This window comes from Spirosoma montaniterrae (genome assembly GCF_001988955.1).
Taxonomy (GTDB): domain Bacteria; phylum Bacteroidota; class Bacteroidia; order Cytophagales; family Spirosomataceae; genus Spirosoma; species Spirosoma montaniterrae.
Genome location: NZ_CP014263.1, coordinates 5,493,805 through 5,517,577 on the forward strand (window position 1 = coordinate 5,493,805; position 23,773 = coordinate 5,517,577).

Annotated in this window: 20 protein-coding genes; 12 read left to right on the forward strand and 8 right to left on the reverse strand. The window is 51.6% G+C overall.

The features are described from left to right. Positions 1-13: 13 nt before the first annotated feature. From AWR27_RS23600 to AWR27_RS23615, 4 genes are all read right to left on the reverse strand, one after another. Complete coding sequence (locus AWR27_RS23600; protein WP_157579297.1) at positions 14-1,327, reverse strand: metal-dependent hydrolase family protein; 1,314 nt, start codon at positions 1,325-1,327, stop codon at positions 14-16. Positions 1,328-1,442: 115 nt separating this feature from the next. After that, positions 1,443-2,333, reverse strand: coding sequence for a YitT family protein (locus AWR27_RS23605; protein WP_077133459.1), 891 nt, complete (start codon positions 2,331-2,333; stop codon positions 1,443-1,445). 33 nt (positions 2,334-2,366) lie between these two features. Then, complete coding sequence (locus AWR27_RS23610; RefSeq protein WP_077133460.1) at positions 2,367-3,431, reverse strand: linear amide C-N hydrolase; 1,065 nt, start codon at positions 3,429-3,431, stop codon at positions 2,367-2,369. 43 nt (positions 3,432-3,474) lie between these two features. Further along, entirely contained in the window at positions 3,475-4,680 is a 1,206-nt protein-coding gene (locus AWR27_RS23615; RefSeq protein WP_077133461.1) for a hypothetical protein, read from the reverse strand. 1,072 nt (positions 4,681-5,752) lie between these two features. Here AWR27_RS23615 and AWR27_RS25620 point away from each other — a divergent pair. The 10 genes from AWR27_RS25620 (at position 5,753) to deoC (ending at position 14,041) form a co-directional block, all read left to right on the forward strand. Next, positions 5,753-6,172 (forward strand): helix-turn-helix domain-containing protein, encoded by a 420-nt coding sequence (locus AWR27_RS25620; protein WP_198045075.1) that lies wholly within the window; start codon positions 5,753-5,755, stop codon positions 6,170-6,172. A 165-nt stretch (positions 6,173-6,337) separates the two neighbouring features. Then, positions 6,338-6,982 (forward strand): hypothetical protein, encoded by a 645-nt coding sequence (locus AWR27_RS23625; protein WP_077133463.1) that lies wholly within the window; start codon positions 6,338-6,340, stop codon positions 6,980-6,982. Between the two features lie 42 nt (positions 6,983-7,024). Beyond that, positions 7,025-7,723 (forward strand): hypothetical protein, encoded by a 699-nt coding sequence (locus AWR27_RS23630; RefSeq protein ID WP_077133464.1) that lies wholly within the window; start codon positions 7,025-7,027, stop codon positions 7,721-7,723. A 75-nt stretch (positions 7,724-7,798) separates the two neighbouring features. Beyond that, positions 7,799-8,299: a hypothetical protein gene (locus AWR27_RS23635; protein WP_077133465.1), complete on the forward strand. Its 501-nt coding sequence runs from the start codon at positions 7,799-7,801 to the stop codon at positions 8,297-8,299. Positions 8,300-8,320: 21 nt separating this feature from the next. Next, positions 8,321-8,824, forward strand: coding sequence for a hypothetical protein (locus tag AWR27_RS23640; protein WP_077133466.1), 504 nt, complete (start codon positions 8,321-8,323; stop codon positions 8,822-8,824). 52 nt (positions 8,825-8,876) lie between these two features. Further along, positions 8,877-9,392 carry a hypothetical protein gene (locus AWR27_RS23645; protein ID WP_077133467.1) on the forward strand — a complete coding sequence of 172 codons (516 nt, stop codon included), beginning with the start codon at positions 8,877-8,879 and terminating at the stop codon, positions 9,390-9,392. A gap of 37 nt (positions 9,393-9,429) precedes the next feature. Further along, entirely contained in the window at positions 9,430-9,951 is a 522-nt protein-coding gene (locus AWR27_RS23650; RefSeq protein WP_157579298.1) for a hypothetical protein, read from the forward strand. Positions 9,952-10,037: 86 nt separating this feature from the next. Continuing rightward, positions 10,038-12,428, forward strand: a complete 2,391-nt coding sequence (locus tag AWR27_RS23655) for a hypothetical protein (RefSeq protein WP_077133469.1) — start codon at positions 10,038-10,040, stop codon at positions 12,426-12,428. A 77-nt stretch (positions 12,429-12,505) separates the two neighbouring features. Continuing rightward, positions 12,506-13,219, forward strand: coding sequence for a GntR family transcriptional regulator (locus tag AWR27_RS23660; protein WP_077133470.1), 714 nt, complete (start codon positions 12,506-12,508; stop codon positions 13,217-13,219). A gap of 54 nt (positions 13,220-13,273) precedes the next feature. Beyond that, a complete protein-coding gene (deoC, locus tag AWR27_RS23665; RefSeq protein WP_077133471.1) occupies positions 13,274-14,041 on the forward strand; it encodes a deoxyribose-phosphate aldolase in 768 nt (255 codons plus the stop codon). A 19-nt stretch (positions 14,042-14,060) separates the two neighbouring features. Here deoC and AWR27_RS23670 read toward each other — a convergent pair whose 3' ends face one another. Both AWR27_RS23670 and AWR27_RS23675 read right to left on the reverse strand, forming a co-directional pair. After that, a complete protein-coding gene (locus AWR27_RS23670) occupies positions 14,061-15,023 on the reverse strand; it encodes a ThuA domain-containing protein (protein WP_077134173.1) in 963 nt (320 codons plus the stop codon). 6 nt (positions 15,024-15,029) lie between these two features. Continuing rightward, positions 15,030-18,167 carry a PVC-type heme-binding CxxCH protein gene (locus AWR27_RS23675; protein ID WP_077133472.1) on the reverse strand — a complete coding sequence of 1,046 codons (3,138 nt, stop codon included), beginning with the start codon at positions 18,165-18,167 and terminating at the stop codon, positions 15,030-15,032. 296 nt (positions 18,168-18,463) lie between these two features. Here AWR27_RS23675 and AWR27_RS23680 point away from each other — a divergent pair, with 296 nt between their 5' ends. Then, entirely contained in the window at positions 18,464-20,656 is a 2,193-nt protein-coding gene (locus tag AWR27_RS23680) for a tetratricopeptide repeat-containing sensor histidine kinase (RefSeq protein WP_077133473.1), read from the forward strand. Here AWR27_RS23680 and AWR27_RS23685 read toward each other — a convergent pair. Then, positions 20,650-21,216 (reverse strand): hypothetical protein, encoded by a 567-nt coding sequence (locus AWR27_RS23685; RefSeq protein WP_077133474.1) that lies wholly within the window; start codon positions 21,214-21,216, stop codon positions 20,650-20,652. The two genes, AWR27_RS23680 and AWR27_RS23685, sit on opposite strands and share 7 nt — an antisense overlap. Positions 21,217-21,387: 171 nt before the next feature. On the opposite strand from AWR27_RS23685, the gene lpdA reads away from it, so the two are divergent. Continuing rightward, positions 21,388-22,788, forward strand: coding sequence for a dihydrolipoyl dehydrogenase (gene lpdA, locus AWR27_RS23690; RefSeq protein ID WP_077133475.1), 1,401 nt, complete (start codon positions 21,388-21,390; stop codon positions 22,786-22,788). 47 nt (positions 22,789-22,835) lie between these two features. Here the strand turns inward: lpdA and AWR27_RS23695 are convergent, their stop codons facing one another. After that, entirely contained in the window at positions 22,836-23,765 is a 930-nt protein-coding gene (locus tag AWR27_RS23695) for a D-2-hydroxyacid dehydrogenase (RefSeq protein WP_077133476.1), read from the reverse strand. Positions 23,766-23,773 lie beyond the last annotated feature (8 nt).

The following is a 23,773-nucleotide window of genomic DNA, read 5'->3' on the forward strand; positions in this document are numbered from 1 at the left end:
AATTTTACTACTGTTAATTATCGGCTCTTTTATACAGTTTACCATCCTTCATTATGACTAAGAAGTTTTTTTCTGGCTTGGTAATCAGGTCCAGTTGGGCAAGTGGATCGCCGTTTATCAGTAACAAGTCGGCCAGAGCACCTTCTTCTACTACGCCCAACTTGCCTTCATAGGGGCTGCGCAAACCCGATAAAGCCAACAACTGTGCGTTGTCGTAAGTGACCATTTTCAGGATTTCGGCGGGTGTGAACCAGGGTTTTAGCTTTAAAATATATTCGTTCTGCTCCATATTGAGCCAGGGTTCAAACAGGAAATCGGTGCCCCAGGCCATTTTTACACCCAGTTTTTTGGCTAAAGGCCACAAACGCGCTTGTCCTTCGATAACGGGCTTCCGCTTTCGCAGGCGCAACGGGTCCATGTCGGGGGTTTCGGCCACTAAGTTTTGCGAACTCAGCCAGATGCCTTTAGCGGCCATCAGACGCAACGTTGCTTCGTCTAATAACTGCCCGTGTTCAATGCATTTCACCCCGGCTTCAATGGCTCTCCGAACGGCTCTGGTAGTGTAGGCGTGAACCGTTACGTAGGTACCCCAATCTTCGGCAGCTTCTACGGCGGCTCGCATTTCGTCTAAAGTGTACTGGGTTACATCAACCGGATCGTAAGCCGACGACGTGCCACCACCGGCCATTACCTTAATTTGACTGGCACCTTTGCGTAGGTTTTCGCGCGTGGCTGTCAAGACCTCGTCGCGGCCATCGGCAATAAAGGTGGCTTCCATTTCTTCGGCCCGCGACCACCGGCCAAAATATCGGCGCGAGCGTTCGTGCGGCATTCGCAAATCGCCATGTCCGGCGGTTTGGCTGATGGTGGCTCCCGAAGGCCAGATGCGCGGGCCAGTGAATTTGCCCCCGTCGACTCCTGCTTTTAAGCCGAACACAGGGCCACCCACGTCGCGTACCGACGTGAAGCCACGTAGCAGCATATTACGGGCCTGGATGCCAGCAATGCTGTCAACGTCTTTTCCGGTCAGTTTGGGGTTCATAAGTTGTGCCATTGTCATGGCCCCAAACGTCAGGTGTACGTGTACGTCAATCAGGCCCGGCATCAGCGTAGCCCCCCGGCCTGAAATAACGGTCATCGACGTAACAGCGGGCAGAATAATCGGCGTTTTACTGATGCGGGCGATGCGGTTTCCCTCAACGAGTACGTGTACCGGCCCGCTCAGTCGGTCAGACTTCCCGTCGAAAATGCGGACGTTATCGAAGAGGACACGGGTTGGTTCCTGTTGTTGCTGGGCAAAACACACAACCGGCAGGAGAACGAGCATGCTTAAACGAGTAAGATGCTTCGGAATCAGTTTGTTTGTCACTAAGTGCCAATCCATAATAACGTTGTGTAAAATTGAGGAAGCCAATCCGATGTCAGGCTGTGTGTTGTTATCGTCAGTGCAAAGGCCGTTTCTTTACCACTCCCCCCTTCGCATCCCTTACATTGCTCATCACCACAAATGCATCCGGCTCTATCTTTTCGATCTCAGCATTGAGTTTCATTAGTTCGAGCTGGGTAACCACTGTGTAGAGTATATCTATTCCTTGCGTTTTCCCAGACTCATCAGGGCGTTTGCCGGTGTAGAGCGTAACGCCGTGTCCAAGTTGATTGCTAATCATTTGCCGTATTTCATCGCTGCGAGATGCTACTATGGTTACGCCAACGTATTCTTCGATACCTTCGACAATGAAATTCAGCGTCTTTGATGCTGCAAGGTAGGTAATCATGGAGTACAGAGCGATTTCGATGCCGAGCATAAAGGCAGCAACCGAAAAGATCAGGACGTTGATGACGATGATGACCGTTCCAATCGACGTACCGAACATCCGGCTTAGATAGATGGCCAGAATCTCTGTTCCGTCAATGACGGCTCCGCCCCGCATGGATAGCCCTATGCCTACTCCAAGAAAAAACCCGCCGAAAATAGCTACCAGCAAGTTGTCCTGCGTAATGTCGGGAAACTCGACAACGGTCAGGCAAATAGCCAGGCCCGCAATGGCGAGAGACGCTTTCACGGCAAACTGTTTTCCGAGTATCTTATAACCGAGAGCTATGAATGGAATGTTTACGCAAATGAGCAGGTACGGCAGCGGAATATCTGTTAAGGCCGCAATCAGCAGCGATATTCCCGTGGCACCACCGTCGATAAAATCGTTGGTCAGCAAAAAACCCTCGAAGCCAAAAGCCGCCGAAAAAATACCCAGCACAATCAGACAAGCGTCTTTGATGTGCTGGCCGATTGACGGGCGTGTTTGGGTGGTAATGTCAGTATGTTCCTGAATCATAAAGTGCGGCCCTGGGCCAGTATTCCCTGAAAATTAATTTGACAGACCGAGGAACTTCAATGGCTTTGAGACCACGAAATTCTTCGAGGATTCGCCGTTATACGTTTCGTTTTTAGAAAGAGCTAACTTTCTGACAGCCGCTCCCTCCTTTAAATCCAGATTTTTAAAGTCAACCCAAACCACGTTTGGTGTTAAGACATTCTCGAAGTAGTAGACAAGGTTTTTGTGATCGGCTACTGTTCTCCACTGAGTATTGGAGATATTGGGTTCGGTAGGAGAGGATATGCCGTAAGGTACTGAGCAGTTGCGGATTACGCTAAAAACACTGGCTACCGCTACCCGCGTATTATCAGTTTGGGGAATGGCATTGATGTAATACGATGCCCGCACAAAACGGTCGGCGGCACGGTTGGTGCCTGGTAATCCAATAGTGCCCGGAATGTCTTTCCAGTACTGATTAATAGCCAACTGCTGATCGAAAATTGGGGAGTTGGTCATCACCGTATATGAGCGGTCGTGATGAATAACGAGTTTGCCGTTGATGTACTCTAAAATGGCATTGTCGCCTGTTGCATCTGATAGCGAGAGGTGCATGGTTGTGAACATATTGGTGCCCGGCACAAAATCGGAAAATACGTCAAACTCGCCTTTACGAAAATCCGCAACGGCTTCGGCTACTGTGGCAAAATTGTCTAAGGTGTATTGAAGCCAGAGCGATATAGCCAGTCCTTTCTTGTTTCCGTCTTTTTTGAACTCCGGATATTTCGACTCCACTAACCAGAGGGTGTTGCCCACCAAGCCTTTTTCGTTCATTCCGTCGGAGGTGGCTACGTCGAACGAGCTGGTAGCCACGCTTCCATACTTTGACTTCCATTTTATGGACATAGGCCCAACTTCGCCGGTCCGTTCGATGCCCTTTGGAAAAGCCCACAAATCAGCCGGAATCTCACCTCGCCAGTCCATCGAACGGGCGGTAATCACCGTGCCGTTTGGCCCCTGATAAACCACCCTCGTACAAGCCTTCGTATCCTGGTTCTGAACGAGGCATCCCAGCGTGAATGCCAACAGGAAACGTGAATAACTCAATAGATTTTTCATGTTGATTTGTTGGTTAAAAAGTACTCTGTCTGTTTCACAGTTGCTAATCCACCTGGCGAATCCGTTTTCGGCGAATGTCGTTGGTGTCGTTGTGGAATGTATAGCCCATACCCCACTCGAAATAATCGGCGTTTCCTTTGTGGGCTTTGATAGTAAGGCCAACAAACAGATGTTCGGTGGCGGCATAGCGAACGCCGACCCGCTCGTAATACCAGTTATTGTCGTCGTTGAGCGGATTGCGATTCAGGTAAAAGCCGAGGCCAACCGGAATATAGATGCGTGGTCGGATCACCCATTCCCAACTGCCTACCACCGCCATGCTGAGCACGTCGCGCAGGGGCGGGTCTGTTACGTTTTGCCGCTCCCGATAGCCACCTGCGTACATGAAGTCCAGCCCAACCCCCATTCGATATTTATAGGAAAACTGCCGCAGCACGTTGACGCCTAACGTAGATTTGGTATAATAGCCCGTTTCGCGGCTGTATTGCTTCTGCCCCACAGCCGCATTCACGTTGATGCGGTAGTGAGGCTGGTAGCGTGGCAACGGCTCGAACTGGCTGAAGTCGGGGCGTTGCTCATCGATCAGGTAATGAACCGACAACGCAGCAGGGAACATATTTATGCCATAATTGGGCAGGCGCGACGAACCATTGGAGAAGTGCTTGAAACCTGCCGACAAGCCCAGCAGAAACCGGCTGTTCAGGTGATACCGAGCCAGAAAGGCAATGTCGACGAAGCAATTTTGCGTAGAGCCTACCAATTCGTTGAGGGGATTGGCATCTTCGTCAAATGGCACGAAATCGTTGGCAATACCGAAACCACCCCGGTAGGCCCACGACCACCGTTGCCGGAAACGCGGATACGAAAACGGGATTTCGAACCACAAATAATAGGCGCGGGGAAAGCCAATGTCGAGATTACGGAAGTTAGAACTATATACCCCCACGCCGAATTTCGGGAACCGGTACAATCGGCTGTAGATGTCAGACTTGGGTATTTGCCAGCCTACCATCACTGAGTGTGCGCGGTAAGTCGACTGGTCGATGAGCTGGGCCGCTTCTGCCGTGCCGTTTCCCAGGATGGGGCCTCCTTCTTCGTAAAAAGTCAGGTAATGAAATGCTTTTTCCCGCCCATTGCGATTCAGCCGAAGCGTGTCGCTCTCCGGTACTGTTGGCTGGGCCTGGGTTAGTGTCCATGACAACGAACACACGCACAAAAGTAACAGAGGATGAATCAGATAACGGAGCATGGTGGTAACTGAACGGTGCGCAATGTATCACAAGGGTTGATGAATTGATTGGCCCGCCCGTGTTTTGCTTGTCAAGATTTATAAATATTTACACACGATATGCTTCTCGCCTACATTGATAATAAGGTTTTTTGGCGTTTCAAGTCGGCCAACTGCGAAATACGTGAATGGGATTGTATCGACGTTAATTCGGATGGTTAGTATACTATTAGTTTGGTACTGGGACGAACAGATAAATAACAACGATTTATTAACTTTGGTAAACCTAAAAGTCAGTATCTTGCCTGCACTATGGCTAAGTCGAAACGCTTTTACATTATGGTCTGAACTACATTAATCCACGTCTATTGCCTCTCATTTTTCATTTATCCAGACTTATGGGTTAAGGACTATCACGACAATGAGCTTAGATATATTCTTCATACTAACCGCTATACAGGCACTGATTACGTGTATAATCGTGTGGCCAAACAAAAAAACTGATAGCGAAGACTACTATCTACTGCTGTTTTTAGCCGCAATTCTATTCAAAGTAGTATCTAAATATATCTTATGGATTAGCGGGAATTACATCCTGTTCTATAAACTGCGAGACAGTTCCAGTTTGCTTTACGGGCCGCTTCTTCTGTTTTACTACCAACGAATTAAAGGCCAACCTATTCCACTCCGTACTGCACTGCTTCATTGTCTGCCCTTTGTAGCTCTGTTCTTGATCCAGGTGTTGGTGTATGTGCTGTCAATGCGTCAAAATAATTCTCTTATCAATTGGTATAGCCAGCTATCCGCCGTAGTCTGTTTATCTTCACCGGCTCTGTATAGTGGTTATGTTCTCTGGCAAATCCAGTCTAACCCTGCTGAATGGGCTTTCCATCACACAAAGCGAACTATCATATATATTTTAGGATTTTCCCAGTTGACATGTGTTCTGATTATCATCTTTTTTGACTTCATACTTGTGAATTCCATGTTAGGCCGGTACACTGTTTACGCCACCATGTTAGCCGCAGTAGTACTGGTATTATACTTCAGAGTCAAATTGTTTAAGCAACATTCCGAGTCGTTTGAGTACAAGGTGGATCAACACACAGAAAAGCCGGGCAAACTGGATGAATCCCAATTGGAAGAATACATCCCTAAGTCGCTGGTTTCGGTATATGACCGCCAAATTCGGGAGTTTATGGAATCTCAAAAGGCTTTTCTGCAACGGGGATATACCCTTCGGGAGATGGCCGAAACTACAGGCATTCCCTTGCATCATCTGTCGGCGGTTATCAACCGGCACTACGGCTATCATTTCAATGAATACATCAATCACTGGCGGATTGAATACCTGAAACAGCGATTGGATAAAAATGAGTGGAAACATAAAACGCTCGAAGCACTGGCCCAGGAAAGCGGCTTCACCAATCGGACATCCTTCATTACAGCCTTTAAAAAACACTGCGGTAAAACTCCATCTGACTACATTCGGACCATAAAAGGTACTGTATAACCAGTCTATTTTATTCCGGGGCCCAATCTGACGATAACGCAAGCCAATCACTTGTTAAGATTTATAAATTCGGACAAGTCCATGTGACTCGTTCGTTTATCTAATTCCAACGAACACTAACTTGGCAGCCGCAAAAGCAGTCAATCGCCGGTTTGATGTTCTGGTATGAAAAAAATTACCTGTCATTTTTTACTGATTAGTACGGTGCTCATCAGCAGTCACCTGATGGTTGGCTGCGGTTCCTCCGCGCGGATTACTGGTTCGTGGAAAAGCCCCGATGCGGTCAGGAAGGCTTATACGAAAGTATTGGTGGCCGCACTTACCAGCGATGCTTACGCCCGGCAAACGGTTGAAACAGATTTGGTAAGCCGCCTTCAGCGTAAAGGCATACAGGCGACGCGTAGTATCGACATTTTCCCGCCCACGTTCAGAGAGGGCAAACTGCCTGCCCGCGAAGATATTATAAAAACCATTCGCGAGACAGGCCACGACGCCGTGCTGACAGCCTCACTCATCAAAAGCAACACGGAGACTCGCTACGTGCCTGGCACGCTAACCTATGCACCGGTCGGCCCGTACTACAGCAATTTCTATGGATACTACAGCCGCGTGTATCCAATGGTCTATTCATCAGACTACTATACAACGCTCGATACGTACTTTCTGGAGACAAACTTATACGAGGTGGGCAGTGAAAAACTGCTCTGGTCTGCACAGTCGAAGACCTATGACCCACCATCAATCAGAGATTTCTCCCGAGACCTTGCCCAACTCACAGTGGATAGGCTCGCTAAAGACGGTATTTTATAACGCACTCGACACCGAAGTCTTATCCGTCACAACACTCACTATATGAGAACTTTCGCACCCAAAACTATCGTCTTTCGTCTCGCACTCCTTATTGCATTCTCGCAGACCGTTTCGTTGCTACAGGCACAAACCGTGCCGCCCACCTATAAAGGGGGACTTACTTTCACGAAGCCAGCTCCTACATGGCGATTGGACGTTACGGGCGGCTACCAGTTTTTTGGCTCGCTCCGGCTCAACGAAGGGCGGCTTCGGCTCCTCGATAGCTTCAACTGGAGTGGTTCGCTTTCCTATCGTTGGCGGGAAACCGACCGCTTTATGATTACATACATCAACCAGCCTACCGAATTATGGCTCCAACCGTATGGCAATTTTAATGGCACACAGGGAGACCGCAGGCTGACCGACGTCAATATACATTATGTGCTGGCTGGCAATGTACGGGAGTTTGCTATCGACGGCCCGGTACATCCTTTCGCCGGAGTACAGGCCGGGCTGGTAGTTTTTGATCCGGTATCGAGGCAGTTCAACAACGAAACCCGGTTTGCTATGGGGGTAACGGGAGGAGCCGTTGGGTCACTTGGCGGGCCGCTCGGCTGGAAGATCGAAGCTTCTTTATTGATGCCGATTTTGTGGGTTGGGGGTGGTGTGTTCTGCGGGCCGGGAGGGTGTAACCTCGGGCTTTCGGGTGGATCAGCCATTCTTCAAATGCATACCAACGCTGGCCTTACGCTCAGTTTCTGATAGCAGTCACCTGTATATGATATGCGCCTATTTTCAAAAGTTTTCTGTGAAACATGTTTAAAATCAACTAGTTAAATGAAAAAACTTATTCTCATAGTACAGGCTTTCCTCATAGGGGTGTGTCTGATTAGCTCTGCCTCCGCACAAACACTTGCTCAGGTTAACCGCGACGAAGTTCAACTCATCCGCAGCATTTGGGGATTGGAGAAGAAAGATATTGTATCGAAATACATGAAGTTTAACGACTCGGAAGCAGCAAAGTTCTGGCCGATATACGAAGAATACACCGCCGGACGCAGGAAACTGGGTGATGATCGCGTCAACATTATTGGTGAGTATGGCCGCACGTATCAGAACATGACTGATGCAAAAGCAGACGAGCTGGCTAACCGGGTCTTCAGCAACAATATTGCCTTAGACAAACTCCAGAAGAAATATTACGGCAAGTTCAAGAAGGCGGTCTCGCCGTTAAGAGCAAGTCAGTTTCTTCAATTGGAGAGCTACCTCGACACGGCCATCAAAGCCGAACTGCAAAAAGAGATTCCGCTTTTGGGTGAATTACGCCAACAACGATAGTCGGCGCAAGCCTCTACAGCTATGGCGCGTCTTCGACAATTTGTTCAGCTCACGATTATTACGGTCGCTGTTCTGCTGGTGGCTGTTCTCTTCAGCAGGGCGTTTGTGACGCTATATCGGTTGTTGCAACAGATAGTTGAAGACCTGCGAATAGGCACCTGGTTAGATTATACGCTTGTTGCAATACTCATAATAGGCATCCTGGTTTTGGCGGGATTTATTGCCGGGCTGCTGTTCGTCAGCAAGTCGGAGAAGTCAGGGCTTATCTCCTCAGTCGATTCGCAAAGTGTGCTGGTATATATCAACGGAGGCTGGCAACCTGCCCTGCTCATTGAACGAGACATTGCCGGTGCTAACGTCGTATACGTACCTCATGTTCCCAACGCTCACACAGGGGCTATTTACATAGTCGAACCATTTCAGATTACTCCCCTTAACATACCTGCGCATGAAATGCAGACAATTATTGGGCAGGGGGGCAGGGGCTTGTCAGAACACACTGGGCAACTTTTCGATGCCGGCTGACGTCTGAACTGCATTTTCCGTACAACAGTAGTAAAAAAACGCTTTAGATAGTATGAAACTTTTTTGGATTCTGACAACCGCATTATTGATTAATGTCAACTTGTCTTCGTTTGCGCAGGATGGAACATCCGTTGGGGGCGAGTGGGCTTCTGGTGTGCGTTTGGGAGGATCTTCCGGCGTAACGCTAAAGAAGTATTCGAAGAATAATCAGTCAGCTTTTGAACTGATTGGCAGCTACAACTTTGATCCCAAGGTGAATAATCTGGGGATTACGGCCCTGTTCGAAAAATTACCTGCTTTATCTGGAAATCGACTGAATGCTCAGATTGGTTTTGGCCCTACCTGGATTTTTCGCAACACGCACATTGGTATTAGTGGTATACTCGGATTCGACTGGCGGTTGAAGCAAGTACCCATCTCGCTCTCGGTCGACTGGGCACCTACCTTTTTCTTTATCAACCGAACCGGCTTCAGTCCAATCAACGGAGCGTTCAGTGCACGCTACATCCTGAATAGCCGAAACTATATGTCTCGACGCCCCCGAATGCCTAAACCCTCGAGCAACTAACCGTCAACCTCAGCTCATCTTCAGTTCGATGAAAAACATGACTTCTTTCTCCTCCATATCGACTTTATTCCATTTACCTCGCCGTCGGTTTGTTCAGTTGGCCGCTATCTGGCCCATGCTGCTGATTATCTATTTCTCTACGCCCTCGGCCACATGGGCGCAAGGGGTAATTATTGGCCGTCCTCCCGGTAACCATCCGGGTCGCCCGCCGGGTAACCATCCCGGCGTGCATCCAGGTCGCCCGCCGGGCAGACCCCCACTTTGGCAGGACTTAGGGACTACTGTAGTCAGCTATGGCGTTAGCCGCGACGCCGTGAATGTATTTCACGAAGGCTTCTTTAGGGCACTGAAATTCAGAGTCTGGGATGCCCCCCTCGAGATGTTTGAGGCCGAAGTAGTTTATGGCAATGGCGGACGCGACCGGGTTCCCATCAATCAAATTATCCGGCGCGGGGAAGAAAGCAGCGCACTTAACCTGCGGGGGGACAGAGACGTATTCGAAAAGTGTTTTTTACGTACCGTTTTGTGCCGGGTTTCACTGGCCGTCGGGCGAAAATAACGCTGTTCGGAGTTCAGTAAACGTGAGACTTTTTACTTGATTAAGCGTAAAACGGGCTATTACATTTGTAAGTTACACAGTACGTTATGCGAACTCCACGTTATTACTATTTTATCCTGCTGGGCTGTCTGGTTAGTTTCACTGCCGTAGCGCAATCAAACTGGCCTCGGGAAATTGCGCTTGCTTCGGGCGGAAAAATCGTTATCTATCAGCCGCAGCCGGAAAATCTTAATGGCAATAAACTTAGTGCCCGCGCGGCTGTGTCGGTACGCCGGAAAGCAGGCGACGAACCTGTGTTTGGTGCTGTTTTTGTAGATGCCACATTAGATACCGACAAGGACAGCCGTACAGCAACCCTTGAAAGTGTGACGGTACGTAATGCGAAGTTTGCCGATGCGAAAGAGGGCGAGATCGAGCAGTTGAAAACGCTGCTGGAAACCGAAATACCGAAATGGGAACTGGAACTCTCGCTCGATCAGTTGCTGACGGCCTTGGAAAACACGCGTAGCACAACCACCGACGAGTATCGCAACGAACCCCCCACTATTATCTACACCGATAAGCCCTCTACGTTGGTGCTGCTCGATGGCGATCCGGTTGTTAAGCCGGATAAAGAACTGAAGATGGATCGGGTAATGAATACGCCGTACCTGATTATCAAAGATGGGGCAACGTATTATCTCTACGGGGGTAAATATTGGTACAACTCGCCGGAAATACTCACTGGCTGGCAACCTCTCACCAAATTGCCGTCGAAGATCAAACAGCTTGACGAGCAACTGAAAAAACAGGAGAAGGAGCAGCAGGCCAACGCCAAGACGACGGAAAACGACGCACCCAGTACGCCCAAAGGCCCAACTGCCATTGTGGTACGCACGAAGCCTACCGAATTGATTCAATCCGATGGTGAAGCGCAATATGCATCCGTCGAGGGAACGAGCTTGCTGTATATGTCCAACACCTCAAATGAGGTTTTTAAGGACATTAATAGCCAGAAAACCTACGTGCTGCTATCTGGCCGCTGGTATGCAGCCCCATCGCTCAACGGTCCCTGGCAATATGTAGCCCCCGATAAACTACCGGCTGACTTCGCCAAAATACCCGAAGGCTCCGAGAAAGATGTAATTCTGGCTAATGTGGCCGGGACACACGCAGCCGAAGAAGCAGTGCTGGATGCCCAGATTCCACAAACAGCCAAAGTAGACCGCAAAACGGCTACTGCAACGGTTAGCTACGACGGTGAACCGCAGTTTGAGTCTATACCCCAAACCGACCTGGAGCGGGCGGTCAATACTGCCAGCACGGTTATGCGGTCAGGTTCCAACAGAAAATATTACTGCGTTGAAAATGGGGTTTGGTTTGAGTCGGCCAATGCAAATGGTCCCTGGACGGTATGTACGGAACGACCGGGGCAGGTGGATAGAATCCCGCCCAGTGATCCGGCTTATAACACTCGATACGTATACATTTACGACACCACGCCCCAGTATGTGTATATGGGCTATACGCCGGGTTACATGGGTTGCTATGTAGCCGGTCCAACGGTCGTTTATGGTACAGGGTATTTTTACCGACCCTGGTATGGGGCCGTGTACTATCCGCGACCGGTAACCTGGGGATATGGTATGTGTTATAATCCCTGGACTGGATTTTCGATGACTGTCGGCTTTGGCGGGGGCTTCTTTTTCTATAGTTCGCGGAGCTATTACGGCGGAGGTTGGTTTGGCCCGCCTGTGTACCGCCCCCCATACCGTCCTTACTATGGCGGTTACTACGGAGCCAGGCCCATTTACCGAGGGCGTCCGGTGAATGTCAATCAGATAAACATTAATATCAATCATACCAATAATATCTACACTCGCCAACGGGGTGTGGTAACACGTGACGTCAACCGGCGACCCGGTGGCAGTTTGGGGTCTGTTAACCGGCCTCTTGCCAACCGACCCCAGAACCGCCCATCCCCAGCTAACCCCGGCCTGAGCGGTCGGCCCGGCATCAGTCGTCCTGACATTAGCCGCCCGTCAACTAATCGCCCCGACGTTAGTCGCCCCTCAGCCAATCGCCCTGATGTTAGTCGACCTTCTGTCAGTCGGCCCGACATCAGTCGACCTTCCGTTAATCGGCCCGAAGTGGGCAACCGTGATGTTCCCAACCGGGTAGGTGGCGCAGTGCGGGAGCGCGTACCAGGTAAGGCGACCGGCATTCCCAATGACGTATTTACGGACCGTAGCGGCAACGTTTTTCGGCGCGAACAAGGGGGAGGCTTACAGCAACGGGAACAGGGTAACTGGAGGCCAACAGGTGGCGATAACCGCGATCTCAACCGGGCCGTTCAGACTCGCGACCGGGCCTTACAACGACAGAACAGCTTTGACCAACACCGGCAATCGAACGATTTTCAGCGGCCCAGCCGTTCGGTAGGCGGCAATCGTCCTGCACCGAATCAGAGTGGTGGCGGTCTTCGGCGGGGACGCTAAACCAGCGTCAAACAGCCGGTAAGAAAAAATAGCTACGTCATACTTGTATAGACAAGACTGTTGTATACCTTTACAACATGGTTGCCAAACCGCGTCGATACCAGCTAATTTATGAGTCGTTAAAACACCAGCTTACTGGGGGCGTTTACCCGAAAGGGTCGTTGCTGCCATCGGAGAACGAGTTATCTACGCAGTTTCAAACATCGCGCATGACCGTTCGGCAGGCATTGTCCGAACTGGTACGGGAAGGATACATTGAGCGGCAGCACGGACGGGGGAGTGTGGTTCGGTCTGAGCGGCAGGCACTGGGACTACTATCGTTTCGCGGGTTTTCGGAGGTGGTCAGCACCAACCACTTAGTGCAGACAAAGTTCCTGGAGCCACCGGCTCTGCGTGACTGGCCCGCCGTCTTTTTTTATGAATTGACAACTGCCGAACGCGCCCTCAACTGCCTGAGCCTGTCCCGGATTCGGTACGCCGACAACGAACCCGTGATGCTTGAATATACGTGGGTGCCCAACATTGGCGTAGACGCTATTCTAACCGGAGAACTGCTCGATGGGTCCTTGTTTCGGACACTACACAGCCAATATCAGCTCGACATTCGGAACATGGAACAGTGGCTACGGGCTACAAGTGCGACCAATGCACAGGCCGAGTTGCTTGGATGCGCTTCGGCCACCCCACTCATCTACATCGAACGGCGGTATCTGACCAACCTGCCCAACATCCATGTCTACAGCCAACTATATTGTCATACCGACCGCTACGCTATCAGCGATAGTAAGTAATCCATTCATAACCAGTGCCGTATTTGTTCTGTATTAACTAATTTCCCCGATACGATGAACCAGACACTTATTCGCGAGATCGCCAAAATGATTGACCACTCGCTGCTGCACCCCACCATGACTGATACAGAACTTCATGCTGGTTGCCTGCTGGCTCTGAAATATGACGTAGCATCGGTTTGCGTGAAACCTTACGCCGTTGCGATGGCACAGGAGCTATTGGCTGGCTCCGACGTGCTGGTAGGTACAGTGATTGGCTTTCCGGCGGGCAATAGCGCAATTTCCATCAAGGTCGCCGAAACCGAGCAGGCTTGCCGGGATGGTGCCGTAGAAATCGATATGGTCGTTAATATCGGCAAGGTACTGGGCGAAAACTGGAGTTATGTTACCGACGAAATTCGGGCTGTTAATGAGGCTACAGTGGCGCATGGGGCCATTCTGAAGGTAATTTTTGAGAATGACTATCTACCTCAGGACAGCTACAAGATCCGGCTCTGCGAACTATGTACAGAAGTGGGAGCGGCTTTTGTCAAGACCTCAACGGGTTACGGTTTTGTGAAGGGTGCAGACGGTAAATACAGCTACGAAGGAGCTACCGAACACGACCTGCGTTTGATGCTTGACCACGTGGGGCCGGGAGTCCGGGTGAAAGCTGCCGGGGGTGTCCGCACGCTTGATGGGCTGCTGAAGGTAAAAGAAATGGGCGTCTCGCGGCTGGGTGCATCGGCTACGGCTACAATCATGGAAGATGCTTACCGCCGGTTTGGGGCCGTTGCCGCCGACGCGCCCGTGATTCCGGTTGCCGATGCGAACGGCTACTGATGGGCGGCTATGCGATTCCTCAGTTGATGGCTACCGGCTTCTGTCCTTTTTTGTATTTCTCGCCAAAACCCGAATTATTAGGTTCATAAGGAGCGGCAAACTCCGCATTGACACCGTTTTTTGGAATGTCTTTTTCCCGGCCTAAGGCCCAGTAAATGCCATTCAGAACCAGCTTCCGCATACTTTCTTCTTTAAAATCGAAAGGGTGGCCCAGCGTCGTGAAAAACACGCGGGCTGCTTTGCCACTGCTGCCGGTATAGGTTTTGGTCCAGGCTACGGGTTGTGTAAGGGGGTATTTATCCAGGTTGCCCTTCTGCTGATGCTGCGACCGCAACGACTTGCCTTCCAGAAACGGCTTTACGTCACCCTGTAATTTCCAGTCGCCCCCATCTACGTGGTAGAGCCACGAGTAAGCCTGGAAGGGCCGCACCCCGTTCAGAATAGGCGTCTGGGTATTGGACATTAAATATACCGATGTTAGCGGGGCGTTGCCATCCTCAAAATGCCCGTGATGGACAATCCATTGCTGCCCGAAGACCTTCGCAGGCCAGTCCGTATTGAGGTGCATCAGGCTCGAATCGGTTTTGTATTGAAACGTGTGCGTGGCCGTTCGGAAACCTACCATCGGCCTGCCGCTTTCGGCGTAGTCGGTAATTAACTTCACTTCGGCTTTGGGGAGGTTGCGCCATCGGGCAAATACCACCATCAGGTCGGCGGTTTTAAGGGCTTCCAGCCCGGCAATATGATCGGTGCGGTTGGGATTGATGGCACCCGTACTGTCGAGTGGATAGCAGACTGTAATTTTCGCGCCGAGGTTACGCTTTAAAATCCGCCCCAGCATCGGCATCGACTCCTCGGAGCGGTACTCTTCGTCGCCCGTTACGAAAACGATGTGCAGTGGTTTTTGCTGGGTCGCGGGGCGAAGGGCCACCGCTGCCGCAAGTACGAAAGAAAACAGAATGGCGTACGTCAAGCGTTTCATAATCAATCAGTTCGGGTGTTGCTTGAGGAGTTCGTCGGGCGTATAGAAGCTCTTGCGGGTTTTGGTCTGTTCGCGTATCTGCTTTACCATTGCCGACGTAACGGGTACGGATGCCGAATTACCAAACGACGACCGGATGTAATTCAATACATTCACCATTTCGTCGTCGTTGAGCAGTTGACCGTAGGGCGTCATGGGCACATTGCCGGGATACTTTTTGCCATTCACCTCCAGCGGGCCGTATAACCCATGCATCACTAATTTGATGAGCCGTTCGGGGCTGCCCGTCACCCAGTTGCTTTTGGCTAAGGGCGGAAAACCTGCCGACTCAAGCCCCGTTCCATCGGCCTGATGACAGGTGATGCAATATCCATCGCGGCTATAGATGGCTTTGCCTAATGCCAGCTTATCGGTCGATGCCCCCGGCTTGGGCCGGATATTGTGATTTACCATATCGGTATGGGGGCTTTTGATAAAATCCAGATGCGGCTTGATCCAATCGTCGACAGGCTGCTTTTCGACCGTTGCCAGTACCTGCTCTTTTTGCGCGTTGGGCAACCACGTACTTGCCACCATTGCTTCCATTCGTACCCGGCCCTGCGGGTCACGGGCGGCTTCGGTTAGCATCGTACCCAGCCTGGAACCCAGTTGATGGTCGTTGAACCGTGCCACGCGTACTGCTGCCGCCCGCACCCGGTAGTCGGGCGATTTCAGAAGCTTCGTCAATAAGCTTTGATCGACCTGATTTAAGCCCCAGCTTACCCAGAGCGCTTCGAGCAGGTGGTGCTGATAGTTGGCATCACTGGCATTCAGCCCCCCGATCCAGGTCTGTAGTTTGGGCAGTACTTCTGCCGGGCTATGTTCGCGCAGTTCGCGCCGGGTGCGGTAGCGGGTGCGATATTCGGGCAGTTTGAGATTTTCCAGTAATTGCTCCACACTCGCTCCATCGACTGGCGCGGGCGTTACGAGCGGGCGGGCCGGGTAGGTGATGCGGTAGATGCGCCCATGAACATGGTCGCGCAGGGGGTCGCGGGCGTTGTGCTGCATGTGGCCGATCAGTACGTTATGCCAGTCGGCCAGATAGAGCGAACCGTCGGGGGCAAACTCCATATCGACAGGCCGGAAGTTGGGGTCGCTGCTTCGTACCAGGTCCATCCGGTGGCGAGTCTGGTAGCCCGTGCCGTCGTCAATCATCTGGTGCATTTTCGTGCCCAGAAACCCAATGGTATTATTGAGCATCATATCGCCCTGCACCTCGTCGGGGAAGTGGCGGCTCGATACGAATTCCAGCCCTGAGGTAGGCCGTACACGCTGTGTTTGTTCGATGAGCGGTCTTGAATCGGGCGAGGTGAAGCCGTAGCGGGCCTTGATGGAACCGGGTGTGAGCCAGAACACGTCGGGGCTGGAGGTAGACAAACAGAATGGTTGTCCCCAGGTGTCGAAAGCTACTCCCCACGGGTTGGAAACGGTGTTTTGCACCACACGGTCGAGTTTTTGGCGTTGGGGATTGTAGCGCATGTAGCCCCCGTGCGTACCGCGAATGGTGCCGTAGGGCGTTTCGACGTTGCTGTGCAGAAATACGCCTTCGCCCATGTAAATGGCTCCCGATTCGTCGGTGCTGAAGGCGTGGATGTTGTGGTGCGTGTCGTGGTCATCGAAGCCGCTCAGCACAATCTCGACCTGATCGGCCCGGTCGTCGCCGTTCGTATCGATGTAGCGTTTGAGGTGGGTTCCCTGAGCGATGTAAACGCCCTGTGGGGTAAGTTCGAAGCCGGTGGGAAGGTGCAGATTGTCGGCAAAAACGGTCTGTTTATCGGCCTTACCGTCGCCGTTGGTATCTTCCAGAATAATCAGTTTATCGTTGGGCCGGGCGTCGCCGGGGCGGTAGTGCGGGTAGGTTGGCATGGTAGCAACCCAAAGCCGCCCCCGGTTGTCGAAGGCAATCTGAGCGGGATTAGCCAGATCCGAAAACTCTTTTTCTGAAGCAAATAACTCGATTTTATAGCCCGGAGCCATTGTGAACGACCGCAGGGCTTCGTCGCCATACAGATACCGAACCCCGGCATTGGGTTTGAAATTGGTTTCAACAGGCGGTAATGGGCTGGTGCGGGCATCAGCGGCTGCCAGGTCGTAGGGCTGTCCGTTGGCGGTGCGCCAGATGAGCGTATCGCGGTTGGCAGTCATCTGGCGAATTTTGGCCAGTTCGGCGGGGTAATTGTCGGGGCCAAAGGGCTTGTAACGACGGCCATAGACATGCACCCCGTTCGGGATTTTATAGTCATTATGCCAGTGCCAGGCGTGGTCGAGCACCGCCTGCCGAACAGCCTCGCGCCGACTCTCGTCACGCATGGGCATCGGGCCAAACAGTCCATCAACCAATAGTCTGGCGAATTTCGAATAGCCGGCTTCGTTTAGTTGCTGCCCGTCAATAGTGAGTTGCTCTCCGGTCTGAAACCATTGCTGAGCAGGCGTGAAAGCATCCAGAAACAGGACGCTGTGCTGGCGGGCTACGTCTTCGATAGCCTTCGCATACAGGCTGAGATTGCGATTTTCGGCCACGCCGTTGGGCAAATCGAACTGCTTCGACAAGTCCTGAAACGCGATGGGCGATACCAGCGCAAGCTGCGGAGCCTGGCTACCGTTATAGCGTTGAGCGAGTGTGTGTTCCACAAACGCCGACAGTTCAGCTTTGAAAGAGGGTAGTCCGGCGGGGCCAGCGTAAGACTCGCTAAAGCCAAAAAAAGCAATCACTACGTCGGCTTTGAGGGTGGTCAGCCATTCGTCGGGTTTGGGATACGTACCGATACTGCTGGAGTTCTGGGCCAGTTCGGTCTGGAATTTTTCGGCACCGGGAAAGGCCCAGGCATCCATTCGACCCGCGTGGGGCCGGAAACCGGGCGTGTCGCCCCCGTCGCAAAGGTTGCGAATGAAGAGATTTTTATCGGGGTAGCGCAGGTGCAGCTCTGTCTCGAACGAGCCGTAATTCAGCATCCGCGCACCGAGATTGTTGCCAATCAGGGCGATATGGGTGTTGTTGCCCAGCGTTAGCTTTGTGGTAGGTCGGGGTAGATAAGCCGTGCTGCCAATTCCGACAAAAAAGGCCAGGCCTAAAAAGAGTGTTGAGCGAAAGCGTTTTGTGTGCATAGGTTTAGCAAAGCGATGCAAACCCAGTAAAGGTGTTGTTGGTAAATAAAATACTCAGTAAACAGATTGTTATTCCGGGCGATTCGCACCAGACTCGTTCGGTAAATTTCTGCCCGGCCTGTTTGTGTGGCTGATTGAAATTCCGACGTAGTCAAACCACAACTTATCTATGGATGAATCATTACGCGGTATGGTGCAAAATGGCTGTACTAAATTTTTGTTAATCAATTGATTATCTGTACATAGTTCTTACATTAGAGTTTGTTTTAGGACCGACCTCTACCAGTGCCTACCCTATGCGATTCATTTGTACTGGAATATTATTGCTCGGCTGGTGTCTGACGAGCTTTGGGCAGACTTATCCAGATTTACCTGCTCTGGATTTTGATCGCCGGAGCGATGCAGCCTACATGGATAGTTTGCTGACACTGGGCCGTTCGCATCAGCGGCTTGTCGATAAGCTGCCGCGCTCGCGCCGGAACGATACCCTGCGGTTGGAGGGGCTGCGATTTATGATCTCGGTTTTCAAACAAATGCGTGGTCCGCAACGCGACAGCAGTTATATCTACGCTAAACGCCTGGAAGAACGGGCTTTGGCTTATCGTAATACGCTGTTTGCCGTGCGGGGTATGATGCAGCAGGAATATTACCTGCGTACCGCCCAGACCGATTATGTGCAGGCACTTAAAATTAATCAGCGGGCGTCGGCCCTGTGTGTGGGATTGCCGCGCGAAAGTTCACCGCGCTGGCAGGTGCAGATGAACATGGGCGATCTTTATGCATTGCTCAAAGAATACGATAACGCTCTGACAAGCTACCAAACGTCATTGACGCTGCTAAGCTACAATACATCACTTACCCCTAAAAATCGAAAATTATTAGCGTCGCAGGCACTCTCGCAAATGGGTGAAGTCTACGAAGCGCAGGGGCGTTTCGAGCAGGCCCGCCAGCAGTATGAAGCCAGCCGGCAAATTGCATTTGAAACCAATTCGCAAACCAACGTGGCGTATGCCAATGAGCGGCTGGGCGATTTTTTTATTAGCCGTCATCAGCCCGAGCAGGCCATTCGGTATTTCAATGAAGGGCTGGCCGTGTGGACACAACTGCGCGACCGGGCAGGGCAGGCTTCCGTATGGGCGCGGCTGGCCGAATGCTACACCCTGACCAACAAACCGGCACTGGCTATTGAATTTGGCGAGAAAGCACTGGCCGTGGCCCGGCAGTCGGGCTATTTACGGATGCGGCAAATGGCTACGCAGGCGTTGTACCGGGCCTATCGGCTGGCAAATCAGCCCACACAAGCGTTGGCAATGTATGAAGAGTACGTCGTGCTGCGCGATAGCCTGAACAATCTTCGGCGGGTAGAAGAACTCTCGCTTATGCAGAAGAAATATGACATCGGTCAGGTTAGGGCCGAGGCCGACCGGGAGCGGCTCGTTCAGCAGCAGCAATTGATCGACCTGCGCCGACAAGCCGAAATTGCACGGTTGCGGGCCGAAACCGAACGCGAGCAACTGGCTGGTGAAACCAGGATGAGCCAGCTTCAACGGCGGATTGAAACCGAACGCCTGCGGGCCGATTCGGAGCGGAGCCGACGCGAACAACAGGCGAACATCGACGCGCTGAACAGTGATATCGAACGGCAATACCTGACGCGGGCCTTTTTGGTGGCCGGGCTGGCAATGCTGCTTTTCTTCACGATTGTTTACTTCCGCAAAAGTCGGTTAGTGAGCCGACAGAAGCGGGAAATCGAGAGTTTCAACCATGATCTGGAAAGCAAGGTAGCCGCCCGGACCGCCGAACTCGAACAGGCGAATGCGCAACTACGGGCTAAAAACAAAGAAATTGAAGACGCTCTGCTGCGTGGGCAAACGCTCGAACGAAAACGCATGGCTGCCGATTTGCACGATAGCTTAGGGGGCTTACTGGCGGCTATCAAAACCAGTTTGTCGGCGTTGAACCCGGCCCGGCTATCGCAGCGGGAGCAGTTGGTGTATCAGAACCTGCTGAATATGACAAAAGAAGCCTTTGCCGAAGTCCGTTATCTGTCGCACAATCTGCAACCCGATGAGCTGGAAAAACATGGCTTGTCGCAGGCGCTGGAACGGTTGGTAAATAAACTGAATAGTACGCAGAAGATTGTTTTCCGGCTTGAAAATGCCGAGTTGCCGCGCCTGGATAAAACAACCGAATTTAATTTGTACTCAATCTGTATTGAACTCTGTAGCAATATTTTACGGCATTCCGAAGCCACTGAAGCCTACATATTGTTTCGGCGATTTGGTACGGAACTAAACATGATTGTGAAAGACAACGGCTGCGGCATGAATCCTGCCGACGCAACGGGTATGGGACTGCGTAACATTCAATCGCGAATGGATCAGATTCATGGCCGCTACGAAATTCACTCCGAAATAGGCGAGGGTACTACGTTTATTTTTATCCTGCCCGTTGCCGTCGGGAATCTGGTTGAAAACAGCGATTACTGAATACGGGCTTCAACCGCGAACTCATTTTTGTCGAAGAAAGACAACTTCTGAAAGCCGTATAATTTGTAGTGATTTACCTGCCAGCCTGTGCGGGTTGGACCGCTTTCGAGCAACAGATGCCGCTCAGAAGCGTATAGCGGGTTACTGGTTTGCAGAACGGCCTCAATACGCCGGGGTTGCCGCGTAACCGAATCGACTTTAACCAATAGCGACCGGACGGTCAGGCGTTCTTCCGAATTTTTCAGCGTGTATCGATACGTCAGCGAGTCGGGCCGGGCAATGTTGTAGCTGCTGCGAAGGGCCGGTTTGTTGATGTCGGCCTGTAAAAAAAGCTCCAGTTCACGCTGCCAGTTGATAGTGCGCACGGTCTGCTGGCTACGCTCCCGATTGATCTGAACCGCTTTCTGAACCAGCGGCTTACGGGCTGAAAGGTCGGTTATTTGCCGGTTAACGAAGCCCCCCACGTCGTAGTATACGGGCGGCAGGTCAGACTGAGCGGGGTTGTTGCAACCACTGAAAAGAAGCGGCAGAAGAAGACACAAACAAAACACTATACGCATAGACAGGAGCAAAATGGTTGCTGATACAGACCACCCGCTGCCCGTTGCAACACGAAATTTTTAAAATCGGTTTGGCGAACCGATTTCTGAACCAAATTTGCGCCTGAAATGCTATTCAAATACACAGTTCAACGGGTAACGTTGCACTTTAAACTTTGACCAAATTCAGGAATGGAATACGATGTTATTTTTATTGGTGCGGGGCCGGGCGGCTATACGGGTGCCATTCGGGCAGCTCAGCTTGGACTTAAAACAGCCATCATCGAAAAATATCCCACATTGGGTGGCACCTGCCTGAATGTAGGCTGCATTCCGTCGAAAGCCCTGCTCGATTCGTCGGAGCATTTTTATAATGCGGCCCACACCTTCGCCGAACATGGCATCAGGCTCGACAGCCTACAGGTTGATCTGCCCCAGATGATCAAACGCAAGCAGGACGTTGTGGATCAGACAACGAAGGGTATAGCGTTTCTGATGAAGAAAAATAAGATCGACACGTATTACGGGCTTGGCTCATTTGTGGATGCGCATACGGTGAAGATTGCCAAAAACGACGGGGGCGAAGAAACGATCAAGGGTAAAAACATAGTTATCGCCACCGGCTCAAAACCCATGTCATTCCCGTCGATGCCTATCGACAAAAAACGGGTCATCACATCGACCGAAGCCCTGAAATTAGAGCAGGTGCCGAAGCACCTGATTATTATAGGTGCGGGTGTGATTGGTGCTGAGTTAGGTTCGGTTTATGCCCGGCTGGGTGCCAACGTGTCGTTCGTAGAATTTGCCGATTCGATGATCCCAACAATGGATAAAACGATGGGCAAAGAATTGCAGAAAGCCATTAAAAAACTTGGCGCCGATTTCTACTTTAACCACAAAGTGACGAAAGTCGAAAACAAGGGTGAAGAAGTAGAGGTAAGCATCGATACGCCCGATAACAAGCAAATAACGCTCACCGGCGATTATTGCTTAGTATCGGTAGGTCGGCGGCCCTATACCGATGGGCTGAACCTCGAAGCGGCTGGCCTGAAAGCCGACGCGCGGGGTAAGGTTGAGGTCGATAGCTATCTACGAACGAGCGTACCGCACATTTATGCCCTCGGCGACGTGATTCGCGGGGCCATGCTGGCGCACAAGGCCGAAGAAGAAGGCACATTTATTGCCGAAACGATTGTGGGTCAGAAGCCACACATCCATTACCGGCTTATTCCGAATGTAGTGTACACCTGGCCCGAAGTGGCGGCTGTGGGCTATACCGAGGAAGAACTGAAGCAGGAGGGCATTCCCTATAAAACGGGTTCGTTTCCGTTCAAAGCCCTGGGCCGGGCGCGGGCCAGTATGGACATTGACGGATTGGCGAAAGTACTGGCGCACAAAGATTCCGACGAGATTTTGGGTGTTCACATCATTGGCCCACGTGCGGCTGATATAATTGCCGAAGCCGTAGTGGCTATGGAATTCCGGGCTTCAGCAGAAGATATTACCCGAATGTCGCACGCGCACCCGACCTACACCGAAGCGTTCAAAGAAGCCTGTTTGGCCGCAACCGGCAACCGGGCCATCAATATGTAATTATCTGGCGCGAGCCAACCGATACGTCGGACCGGCTCGCGCCATTTTCAGTACCCTCGGTTCAGTGAAATCTGGTTTTCCAGGATTTGGCCCTGTTCAAATTTTCGCAGGTTGCGCACGAACTGTACCATCTTCCCCTCGTCTTCGTTGCGTTGTCCGCCCGCTGTATGCTGAGTCAGAATCACGTTGGACATGGCCCATAGCGGGCTGGTCTGGGGCAGGGGTTCAGTAGCCGTTACGTCCAGGACCGCCCCGCCGAGGTGTCCGCGCTGCAACGCGTCGATCAACGCCAATTCATCAACTGTATTGCCGCGCCCGACGTTGGCAAATACGCTACCGGACTTCATGGTCTGTAACATATCTGCCGTAATAAAGCGGTCGGCAGAGCCGGGCAGGCAGTTGATGACCAAATCGGTTTGGGGCAACACCGCCATTAATTCATCGGTGGTATGCAATTCAGCCGCAGGGTCGGTCCGGGCCAATAGCTGAACGCGGCACTCGAAGCCGTTTAGAATCGTGCGCACGGCCAGACCAATGCTACCCGCTCCCAGGATGACAACATTTTGCCGATGCAACAGGCTCATAGTATGCCGAAGCGGAACACCAATCCACTGTTTCTGTCGTTGAAGCACCGCCAGCTCATCCAACCGACGATATAGGGCCATAATACCACCCACAATGGTTTCGGCGCAGGGCCAGGCGAAAAAATCGCCCATGTTACAGACCGGAATCGATAACGTAAGGTTGCTATATTTATCGAAACCAGCAGAGTCTAATTGCCAGAACTTCAGGTTAGGCGCGTTGGCAAACCATTCGGCGGACGGATTTCCCAGCAGAGCGTCGGATTGCTGAAACGCCGGTTGCTGCTCATCGGCAGAAAGTTCGTTGCGAAACAGGAGCGTATGCGTGTCGCCAACGTGCTGACGCAGGGCAATTCGGTTGGTTTCAGATAGAGACGTGTGAATGAACAGGCGCATTGATATTG

Bases quoted from the DNA above. Each gene is read 5' to 3' on its own strand.
- AWR27_RS23610 (WP_077133460.1), bottom strand. From the start codon at position 3,431: ATGAAAAATCTATTGAGTTATTCACGTTTCCTGTTGGCATTCACGCTG.
- deoC (WP_077133471.1), top strand. From the start codon at position 13,274: ATGAACCAGACACTTATTCGCGAGATCGCCAAAATGATTGACCACTCG.
- AWR27_RS23625 (WP_077133463.1), top strand. From the start codon at position 6,338: ATGAAAAAAATTACCTGTCATTTTTTACTGATTAGTACGGTGCTCATC.
- AWR27_RS23675 (WP_077133472.1), bottom strand. From the start codon at position 18,167: ATGCACACAAAACGCTTTCGCTCAACACTCTTTTTAGGCCTGGCCTTT.
- AWR27_RS23600 (WP_157579297.1), bottom strand. From the start codon at position 1,327: ATGCTCGTTCTCCTGCCGGTTGTGTGTTTTGCCCAGCAACAACAGGAA.
- AWR27_RS23640 (WP_077133466.1), top strand. From the start codon at position 8,321: ATGGCGCGTCTTCGACAATTTGTTCAGCTCACGATTATTACGGTCGCT.
- AWR27_RS23695 (WP_077133476.1), bottom strand. From the start codon at position 23,765: ATGCGCCTGTTCATTCACACGTCTCTATCTGAAACCAACCGAATTGCC.
- AWR27_RS23605 (WP_077133459.1), bottom strand. From the start codon at position 2,333: ATGATTCAGGAACATACTGACATTACCACCCAAACACGCCCGTCAATC.
- AWR27_RS23645 (WP_077133467.1), top strand. From the start codon at position 8,877: ATGAAACTTTTTTGGATTCTGACAACCGCATTATTGATTAATGTCAAC.
- AWR27_RS23655 (WP_077133469.1), top strand. From the start codon at position 10,038: ATGCGAACTCCACGTTATTACTATTTTATCCTGCTGGGCTGTCTGGTT.
- AWR27_RS23635 (WP_077133465.1), top strand. From the start codon at position 7,799: ATGAAAAAACTTATTCTCATAGTACAGGCTTTCCTCATAGGGGTGTGT.
- AWR27_RS23670 (WP_077134173.1), bottom strand. From the start codon at position 15,023: ATGAAACGCTTGACGTACGCCATTCTGTTTTCTTTCGTACTTGCGGCA.
- AWR27_RS23685 (WP_077133474.1), bottom strand. From the start codon at position 21,216: ATGCGTATAGTGTTTTGTTTGTGTCTTCTTCTGCCGCTTCTTTTCAGT.
- lpdA (WP_077133475.1), top strand. From the start codon at position 21,388: ATGGAATACGATGTTATTTTTATTGGTGCGGGGCCGGGCGGCTATACG.
- AWR27_RS23615 (WP_077133461.1), bottom strand. From the start codon at position 4,680: ATGCTCCGTTATCTGATTCATCCTCTGTTACTTTTGTGCGTGTGTTCG.
- AWR27_RS23650 (WP_157579298.1), top strand. From the start codon at position 9,430: ATGACTTCTTTCTCCTCCATATCGACTTTATTCCATTTACCTCGCCGT.
- AWR27_RS23680 (WP_077133473.1), top strand. From the start codon at position 18,464: ATGCGATTCATTTGTACTGGAATATTATTGCTCGGCTGGTGTCTGACG.
- AWR27_RS23660 (WP_077133470.1), top strand. From the start codon at position 12,506: ATGGTTGCCAAACCGCGTCGATACCAGCTAATTTATGAGTCGTTAAAA.
- AWR27_RS23630 (WP_077133464.1), top strand. From the start codon at position 7,025: ATGAGAACTTTCGCACCCAAAACTATCGTCTTTCGTCTCGCACTCCTT.